1 protein-coding gene is annotated in these 219 nt (G+C 64.8%); it reads left to right on the top strand.

The features are described 5' to 3' along the window. The coding region (locus tag G6020_RS16040; protein WP_182611306.1) for an ATP-binding protein at positions 1 to 219 on the top strand (219 nt) is incomplete at both ends.

Genomic DNA, 219 nt, shown 5'->3' with positions numbered 1-219 from the left:
GATGACTTCCTGACCACGCCGGTGGCTCCGCACACAGCGGCGGAGCTGCTCAACATCCTTGCCGCTCGGGAAGGCCGGGGCTCGACTCTGGTGACCTCGCAGTTCGATCCGCCCGATTGGTACAAGTCGCTCCAAGACGCGGTCATCGCCGAATCGATCCTCAACCGGATCGTCGCCGGCGCCGAGATCATCGCCCTCGACGGCCCGAACATGAGACGA

The sequence above is a fragment of the Dietzia sp. B19 genome (genome assembly GCF_014145155.1).
GTDB classification, from domain to species: Bacteria; Actinomycetota; Actinomycetes; order Mycobacteriales; family Mycobacteriaceae; genus Dietzia; species Dietzia natronolimnaea.
This window is presented reverse-complemented; position numbering and strand designations above follow the sequence as displayed.